General features: G+C 33.0%; 7 protein-coding genes and 1 rRNA gene. 6 read left to right on the top strand and 2 right to left on the bottom strand.

Annotated elements, in window-relative coordinates; translation table 11 throughout:
* Window positions 1–552: 552 nt before the first annotated feature.
* Entirely contained in the window at window positions 553–2,484 is a 1,932-nt protein-coding gene (locus tag DPQ31_RS01380) for a glycosyltransferase (protein ID WP_208731472.1), read from the top strand.
* A 64-nt stretch (window positions 2,485–2,548) separates the two neighbouring features.
* Window positions 2,549–3,325: a class I SAM-dependent methyltransferase gene (locus DPQ31_RS01375; RefSeq protein WP_097959380.1), complete on the top strand. Its 777-nt coding sequence runs from the start codon at window positions 2,549–2,551 to the stop codon at window positions 3,323–3,325.
* A 38-nt stretch (window positions 3,326–3,363) separates the two neighbouring features.
* Here DPQ31_RS01375 and DPQ31_RS01370 read toward each other — a convergent pair whose 3' ends face one another.
* Window positions 3,364–4,308, bottom strand: coding sequence for an NAD-dependent epimerase/dehydratase family protein (locus DPQ31_RS01370; RefSeq protein WP_208731471.1), 945 nt, complete (start codon window positions 4,306–4,308; stop codon window positions 3,364–3,366).
* Window positions 4,309–4,625: 317 nt separating this feature from the next.
* On the opposite strand from DPQ31_RS01370, the gene DPQ31_RS01365 reads away from it, so the two are divergent.
* The 4 genes from DPQ31_RS01365 (at window position 4,626) to DPQ31_RS01350 (ending at window position 8,570) form a co-directional block, all read left to right on the top strand.
* Entirely contained in the window at window positions 4,626–5,420 is a 795-nt protein-coding gene (locus DPQ31_RS01365) for a sulfotransferase family 2 domain-containing protein (RefSeq protein WP_000790068.1), read from the top strand.
* 216 nt (window positions 5,421–5,636) lie between these two features.
* Entirely contained in the window at window positions 5,637–6,350 is a 714-nt protein-coding gene (locus DPQ31_RS01360; protein WP_208731470.1) for a class I SAM-dependent methyltransferase, read from the top strand.
* A 37-nt stretch (window positions 6,351–6,387) separates the two neighbouring features.
* Entirely contained in the window at window positions 6,388–7,260 is an 873-nt protein-coding gene (locus DPQ31_RS01355; RefSeq protein ID WP_097959378.1) for a class I SAM-dependent methyltransferase, read from the top strand.
* 233 nt (window positions 7,261–7,493) lie between these two features.
* Window positions 7,494–8,570: a glycosyltransferase WbsX family protein gene (locus DPQ31_RS01350; protein WP_087969503.1), complete on the top strand. Its 1,077-nt coding sequence runs from the start codon at window positions 7,494–7,496 to the stop codon at window positions 8,568–8,570.
* Between the two features lie 14 nt (window positions 8,571–8,584).
* On the opposite strand, the gene rrf is transcribed toward DPQ31_RS01350, so the two are convergent.
* Window positions 8,585–8,700: ribosomal RNA gene (gene rrf, locus DPQ31_RS01345) — 5S ribosomal RNA — on the bottom strand.
* Between the last annotated feature and the right edge of the window lie 117 nt (window positions 8,701–8,817).

Below are 8,817 nucleotides of genomic sequence, written 5' to 3'. Positions count from 1 at the left end.
GGATCAAACTCTCCAATAAAGTTAGTTTGTCTAGCATCTAAAAATAAAAATTGACGTTTCACGTTGTTTGTTTCGTTCAGTTTTCAAAGAACTACTTGGTCGCTCATTTGCGACTCCCTTATGTTAACATCTTCATGTTTCGATGTCAACTAAGTTTTTTATTTCGTTTGTCGTTTTCTGCGTTATTGCATCGGCGACTTGTTCTATATTACACTTCTAACCCTTAATCGTCAATACCTTTTATGTTTTTTATTTTATAAATTATAAACCTCTTAATTTCTAATCCATCCCTAGAGATTCTAAAACTCCTTTAGTTAAATTAATAATCGGCAATTTATAACCTTTAGCTTAATACTAATACTTTTCTAAAGAATGAATGTCAGGCTAAGTAAATATATATTAAGGGTAGTAGTGCACCCGAGCTAAAATTACCATTTTCCCCTCTCGCTTATCTCTAGGGGGATTATAAATAAAATACTTCCTTATCTTCTTTTCCTTTACTAAGTCGATAGAAAGGTAAAGAAATCTAATAAACTTAGGAGGCGTTATGAAATGCATGTTAATAAGAAAATCATTTATGTATCCCATGATGCCCATTTCCACGGAGCACAGCTGCTTTCTTTACATACTATTAAAGCTCTTAAAGAAAACTTCGATTACTCCGTCGCAATTATTTCTATTGGATCAGGCATTTTAATCCCCGATTTTCAAAAATATGGTCCTGTTTATTGCTTAGAGAAAGACTACCCCACGGAAGAAACGGTCGAATTATTAATAAAGACTTTATTATCACAAGACTATACCATTGCCATATGCAGTACGGTCATAAGTGGTGATATGGTTGCATTACTAGCTAGGCACAATATAAAAGTTATTTCGTTAATACATGAATTACCGCATTTAATACAACAGTACTCTGCCGAAGGAAAAGCTAGAAACATTGCTGAATCTGCTTACAAAATTGTCTTCCCTTCACAATACGTATATGAAAAATTCCTTACAATCACGCAATTAGATCATCAAAAATGTCACATTCTCCCTCAAGGTTTATTTAACCACAATCCTTATAAGAATAATATTACAGTGGCTAGAAATGAATTACGCAAAAAACTCAACCTGCCTCTAGATAGTAAAATTATTTTAGGTGTAGGTTTCGCCGATTATCGAAAAGGAATAGATTTATTCTCATTTATTGCTTACTCAGTAAGAAAGGTTCATACTAATATTCATTTTATTTGGGTAGGGAGAACAGATGTTCACCTTATGGATACTCTATCACCAAGATATAAAGCACATTTCACATTAGTTGATCCTACTCCAGATATCGGTTTATATAATGCCGGGGCTGATTTATATTTATTAACCTCAAGGGAAGACCCTTTTCCAAATGTTGTTTTAGAAGCATTAGATACAAAGGTTCCTGTTATAGGTTTTAAAAATGCTGGAGGTTTTGAGGATGTTGTTACAGAAAAAACCGGTGCCTTAGTAGACTTTTTAAACTTACCAAAAATGGTCGAAAGAATATATGAACTTATTGGAGATGAAGAGTTACGCTTACAAAAGGGGAGCTTTGGCCAAGAGCTCATTGAAAAAAACTTTAATTTTCTTAATTACATTTATCAATTATTAGCGCTTCTCGAACATAATTACAAAAAAATAAGTGTAATTGTACCAAACTATAATTATGAACACTACTTACCTGACCGAGTCAGATCAATATTAAACCAAACCTACCCCCTTTACGAACTAATTTTCCTAGACGACGCCTCTACTGACAATAGCGTATCAACATTTGAAAAGCTGCTCTCAAAAGAAAATAAGCCTCATCTGAAAGTTCAACGAATTATTAACGAAAAAAACTCTGGTTCTGTATTTAAACAATGGATAAAAGGAGTCTCCGCAGCAACCGGTGATTATATTTGGATCGCAGAATCAGATGACTTATGTGAGAAGACATTTTTACAAGAGGTGATACAAGGATTTCATATAAATAACAAGGTTACCTTAAGCTACACACAATCAAAACAAATAGACGAACAAGGAAATGTAATAGCTGATCATTATTTAAATTACACAAATGATATCGATAAAGAAAAATGGAAAACCCCCTATTTTCGAAAAGGCATAGATGAAATACAAGATACGTTACTTATTAAAAACACTATACCTAATGTCTCAAGTGTAGTGTTTAAAAACATAGATATAAAAAACACAGAAAAACAACTAGCAAAATTTAAAATTGCTGGTGATTGGTTTTTCTATGTTTCCATCCTGCAAGAGGGACATATTCACTTTAATCCAAAGTCCCTAAACTATCATAGACGACATACAAATAGTGTAACGAAAACAGAAGATTCATATTCTCATTATAATGAAGTTGTACAAATGCAGAATTTCATTAAAAAGAACTTTACTATCGACGATATTTCTAAAATGAAGATGTATACATATAGAAAATACCTAAAAACATACTTGAACATTTAACCTTGAACTTTATTTACTATCCGCGTTTTTATAAGACGCTACTATTATTTAGGGGGAATACTCTTTGAAAGCATTTATAGAGGAAAATAAAAACTTAATTTCTCAAATCGCAAACAACTACAATGTAAACGCAAATATCCATCCTGAGGATCACATTTTTCAGTTCCTTGTCACTAATCCAGTCTTTCCTTCTAAAAAAGAAGCGATAGATTATTATTTTAAAGATGGACAAAAATCAGCACAAATACTCTTAGACTTAATTACTTCCTTTTATCCTACTGCAGACAATCCAATTAAATTATTAGAATTTGCATCTGGATATGGCTGCGTAACACGCCATTTATTAAATCTACAAGCAAACTTGAGTATAACTGCTTGTGATATACATGAAGAAGCTATTACTTTTATTGAAAACACATTAAATCATTCTTCTATATTATCTCACCCTGAACCTGAACATTTAAAATTGGAAACTTCTACGTACGATATTGTTTTTTGTTTATCCTTTTTTTCTCATATGCCTGATACAACTTGGTTTCGTTGGCTTCAAACATTGTATAGTGCTGTTTCACCTGGTGGTTTATTCATTTTCACCACCCATGGGTATCAAAGTAAAAAATACTTTGGATTTCCAAATTTAAATGAACAAGGCTATTGGTTCCTTCCTTCTAGTGAACAATTCGATTTAGATGTTAACCAATATGGCCAAACGATAGTTAGCCCCTCTTACGTGTGTGACAAAATTAAGTTATTACCCTATAACCCTATCATTAAAAAATACACTGAAGGGTTTTGGTGGGATCATCAAGATCTTTGGGTAATAAAAAAAGAAGTAAAATAATAAACCATGCTCTGCTTATATAAGTAGAGCATGGTTTATTATTTTTTACTATATAAGAACTCTTCAATCCATAACTTATTTAATCTAATTCCACTTTTGAAATCTATTTTAGGTTCCCAATTAAATTCTTGTCTCACCTTATCTATATTTAAAATGATTTTTTGAACATTTTCTTGTTTTGGTTTATAACAGATAAAGTCTACTTTTCTGTCTGTTATTTTCTCCAATTCCACTATAATTCGTTTTAAAGAAAGACCTTTGCCACTTCCTATATTATATACACAAGATTTCAATCGATTTAATTGTGATAGTTGTATAGTAATTTCAACTAAATCATCGATATAAATATAATCTCTAATAATCTCTTGTGGATTCCCGTATATATTAATCCTTTCATTACTAAGATGTTGGTACAAAAAACAATTTATTGCCCCAACTTTCTTTAAAGGATTTTGATATTTCCCATATGGATTAGAGTATCTACATACAACATAGTCGATGCCGTAGTTTCGCTTATAAAAATACAAATAATTCTCAAGCGAAACTTTTGTGATTCCATATGGAGAAAGTGGTTTCAACGGATGCTTCTCATCAATAGGCAAATATTCAGGTTCCCCATAAACTGTACCCCCTGAAGATGCTAATACAATTTTTTTAATACGAAAATCTTTAACACTTTCCATGAAATTAAGAAAAAAAAGGCTACTGTTAATATCCCCAAAAATATCTTCGATGGAAGTTGCTACATTAGACGTCGCAGCTAAATAAATAATAATATCCACATTCACTAAAGCTTTATATATATCTTCAACATTTTCTAAATCACCTTTAATAAATTCAACTTCATTTATAATATTTCGAGGGAAATTATTTATATGCCTGGAAAATACTTTTACATTTTGCCCCTGTTCTAATAAACCTAACGTGAGGTTAATACCAATGAAACTATTTCCACCTACTATTAAATAATTATTCTTCCTCATAATATCCTCTCTCTAGTAAGCAATTTTTTTACTCTTCACACCTAGAAATGCAAATACATGAACTCGATCATTGTTATTATTCATCCTCTTGTAATTGTATGCCCCTTATACATTTTCATTATCTTTATTTTATATTTTCATTTTAGAATCACTATCTTATCTAAAATGTCCGAAAAAACACTTATAATATTTACTCACCCCCATGAATATAGTTTATTAATAAAAAATCAACCTTCTCTTCCTATATTTCCACTCGTGTATTCCATTTAAAGATGCTTCTACATACACAAAACTCTCGAAAAAGGAGTACAGAACTCATGAAAAATATAAATCAAAAACTTTTAAACCATGTAATTCTACATAAAGATCGAATTCCACACTTCCATAAAGACTTTCCCCTTATACTATTTTGGAGTCATAGAAGCGGATGCACCGCATTAGCTAATTGGTTCTTTTTTCAAATTGGATTATATACTGAAGCAAAGAAATACAATGACTTTATTCATTACTATGAGTTCTGGGTATACAAAAACAAAGAAAATTACATACCTGAGTTACAAAATGTTCTTCTAAAAGGGAAAAAAGATGTTTGTAAACTCGTACGAAATCCCTATACAAGGGCCGTTAGCTCATTTCTATTACTTGCTGACAATCCATATGCTAGCCCACAATGGGAAAGTATCCGAAAATGTTTTTATAATGACAAATATAGTAATGAAGGAATATCATTTAAACAATTTTTATATTACGTTCAAGCACTTGGTCCCAACTCCCTAGTAATGGATATACATTTTAGTCAGCAATATGTTCAGGGGGAAGAAGCCTTCATCCAACGCTACATACCTTTAGAAGATTTTAATAAGCAAATTCCCAAAATAGAAGACGAATACGGTTTAATTAAGTCCGACCTAGCCATACTTACGAATTCAGATCATCATCGCACTCATAAGATGATGTATGAAGGCAGCTATGCAGAACTTAGCATTACAGATGAAGCCTTCCCCCGATTTCCAACATATAAAAGCTTTTACGATAAAGAAACTATGGATTTAGTTACAGAAATATATGCACAGGACTTTGAAATGTATCCATACAAGAAAGGGATATTTTAAGTCTATACATTCTTCAATGAATAAAAGCGAATGTCTCGCATAGCATAAATTGACACTGTAATTCGCGCGAGATTATCCCTCAGCTGGTTATCCCCTTCTATCAATCGTACTTGTATGAGTTTCCTAATTTTCAGCCACTCTCTTTGATTCCTTTGATTGTTGAAGTGTGTCATACTATCCATCAACACATTGCATTTAAAACAGGAGTGATGTCATGTGGAAGACAATTTGAAACACAATACTGGGTACTGCGTTATTTGCGAGAAGGAAACTACATTTATAGAACATAATGATTGGCTTAGAGATCATTACTTATGTTCTACATGCCAATCTATACCAAGGCAGCGAGCTTTAATCCATGTTTTAAATACATTTTTTCCAAAATGGAATTCCTATAATATCCACGAATCCTCTCCTGGAGGAATTACAACTCAGCTACTAATAAAAAACTGTAAAAACTATACATATTCTCAATACTTTAAAAACTATCCTCTCGGCCAATACTTTCAAGGAATTAGATGTGAAAATTTAGAAGACATGACCTTCCCCAGTGAATCTTTTGATTTATTCATTACTCAAGATGTTTTTGAACATGTCATGACGCCAAACAAGGCATTTAAAGAAATAGAACGAGTATTAAAACCTGGTGGTGCTCATGTATTTACTGTCCCTTGGTATCATGCACTCACAAAGACTGTGCAAAGAGCAAGAGTGAATAAAGAAGTAATTGAGCATATTGAAGAGCCCATTTATCATGGAAACCCTATCGATGAGAATGGGTCTTTAGTAACATTTGATTGGGGGCTAGATATGATTGAATATATTTACACACAGGCAAATATGTATACTACTGTTTATTTACAAAAGGATAGATCATTAGGGTTAGATGCTGAATTTTTGCATGTTTTTATTAGTACAAAAAAATCGTAAATAAATTTTATCATTATGTAATTTGGAGGTTTAACAAATGAATAATTTTAAGTTAGGAAGTGATTTTGATAACCTTGTTAGTCCATTATCTGACGTTGAACTTCTAAATCTATTTATACAAAGTTGCTCAGAAACAACAATAAACGGTGTACCCGTACCTTTGTTCCCCCCTGAAGAAATCCAAAAACAATTTGTAGGTGCTTCCTATGAACACGCCCTATATGAAGCATATTTGTTTTATAGTCATATAAAAACATACGCTCAAAATTTAGGGGTTCCCTTGAATAAAGACAGTAAAGTTTTAGACTTTGGTTGCGGTTGGGGACGAATTATACGCTTCTTGTTCAAAGATGTTCGGGATGAAAATCTGCTTGGGATTGATGTAGACCCCTTCATGATTACTCTTTGCAATGAAACATTAGGAAGAGGGATATATAAAACCGCAAGCCCACAACCTCCTGTAGAATTTATTCGTGACAATTCATTAGACATCATATTCGCTTATTCTGTATTCTCACATTTATCCGAAGAAACTGCAGAAAATTGGATAAAAGAATTTTCAAGAATTCTGCGTCCAGGTGGAATCTTCATCGCAACAACACAGGCACGATATTTTCTCGATTTTTGTCAACAATTCAAGGAACACCCTGAATTAATTCAAACAGGATGGCATAAAACTTTATCTCAGGCTTTTCCAGATATACATCGCGCTATCTCGGATTATGAACATGGGAATTTTGTACACAGTCCTACTGGTGCAGGAGATGTTAGAGATAGCAGCTTTTATGGAGAAACTGTTATACCTATGACCTATATTAAAAAGCATTATGAGAAGTATCTAAAACTGCGGGATTTTTTTGATGATGTAAACCGGTTACCACAGGCCCTATTTGTTCTCCAGAAAGATTAACTTCTTTCGTTCATAGTAATCCGCTTAATTTCATGATGAATGATACTTTTTATTTCAGACATATATATGAGAGCACCCAAGACTCTCGTATTAAGCAAACTATAAAACTAAATCCAATACGTAGCATACAAAAACAGTAAGAGAATATAAAATCTCTCGTTTTAAACTTGCTCCACAAAATCAAAAGTAACTTCCCACCACTTGAACTTCGAAGAACATAAGGGGGATATAACTTGAAAATAATCGCTTTTTACTTACCACAATTTCATCAAATAAAAGAAAATGATCGCTGGTGGGGTAAAGGTTTTACTGAATGGACGAATACTAAAAATGCACAACCTTTATTTTCAGGACATTATCAACCTAGGGAACCTTATCAAGATTTTTATTATGACTTAACTACCCCATCCGTAAGAAAATGGCAAGCAGAAATCGCGAAAGCATACGGTATATATGGTTTTTGTTATTATCACTACTGGTTTAAAGGTAAGAGGCTATTAGAAACACCTTTTAATGAGGTACTTAAGATAGGGGAACCAGATTTTCCATTTTGCCTTTCTTGGGCAAATGAGCCATGGACAAAATCTTGGGATGGTCTTGATAAACATATATTAATGCCTCAAGATTATGGAGATGTATCAGATTGGAAAGAGCACTTTGAATATTTATTACAAGCGTTCCAAGATAAAAGATATATTCGTATAGATGATAAACCTCTATTCATTATTTATCGCCCGGGACATATTCCTGATTGTGAAAAAATGCTTAATTATTGGAATGCATTAGCACGAGAAAACGGTTTAAAAGGTATATACTTTACAGAAACATTAAACAGTTTTCCACTCCCTGATATAAATGGGTTCGATGCTAGCATTCAGTTTGAACCATTTTATACAATTGCCCATGATAGCTCTTCAGACATAAATAAAACAATATATGAGTCTGGTATGCAATTAAATGCTTGGGACTACGATAAAGTATGGATGTATATATTAAAACGATCTCCTCCAAAGAAAAAAACATTCCCTGGAGCTTTCGTTGATTGGGATAACACTGCACGACGCAAAAATTCAAATAGCAGTATTTTTATAGGTTCTACTCCTGAAAAGTTCGCAATCTATTTAAGTAAGCAAATTCATCGTACTTACTCTGTTTATAACAGTGAGTTTTTATTTATCAATGCGTGGAACGAATGGGCAGAAGGAACCTACTTAGAACCAGATCAAAAATATGGATTTTCCTATTTAGAAGCGGTTAAAAAGGCAATCGATAGAGGTATGAAAGCATACAAAAAAGACGAGTCATTCTGACTCGTCTTAAGCTTGCTTGGCGACGTCCTACTCTCACAGGGACAAGGTCCCAACTACCATCGGCGCTAGAGAGCTTAACTTCCGTGTTCGGTATGGGAACGGGTGTGACCTCTCTGCCATCATCACCAAACTATGAAGGCATATTCCTTCAAAACTAGATAACATCGCTTCATATTATATGGTTAAGTCCTCGATCTATTAGTATTCGTCAGCTCCACATGTCACCATGCTTCCACCTCGAACCTAT

This window comes from Bacillus sp. COPE52 (assembly GCF_003355115.1).
Lineage (GTDB): Bacteria > Bacillota > Bacilli > Bacillales > Bacillaceae_G > Bacillus_A > Bacillus_A toyonensis.
The sequence above is the reverse complement of the archived record's forward strand: the minus strand, read 5'-3'. Positions and strand labels throughout refer to the sequence as shown.

Coding starts and splice junctions, on each gene's coding strand:
- DPQ31_RS01355 (WP_097959378.1), top strand. CDS start 6,388: ATGAATAATTTTAAGTTAGGAAGTGATTTTGATAACCTTGTTAGTCCA.
- DPQ31_RS01380 (WP_208731472.1), top strand. CDS start 553: ATGCATGTTAATAAGAAAATCATTTATGTATCCCATGATGCCCATTTC.
- DPQ31_RS01370 (WP_208731471.1), bottom strand. CDS start 4,308: ATGAGGAAGAATAATTATTTAATAGTAGGTGGAAATAGTTTCATTGGT.
- DPQ31_RS01365 (WP_000790068.1), top strand. CDS start 4,626: ATGAAAAATATAAATCAAAAACTTTTAAACCATGTAATTCTACATAAA.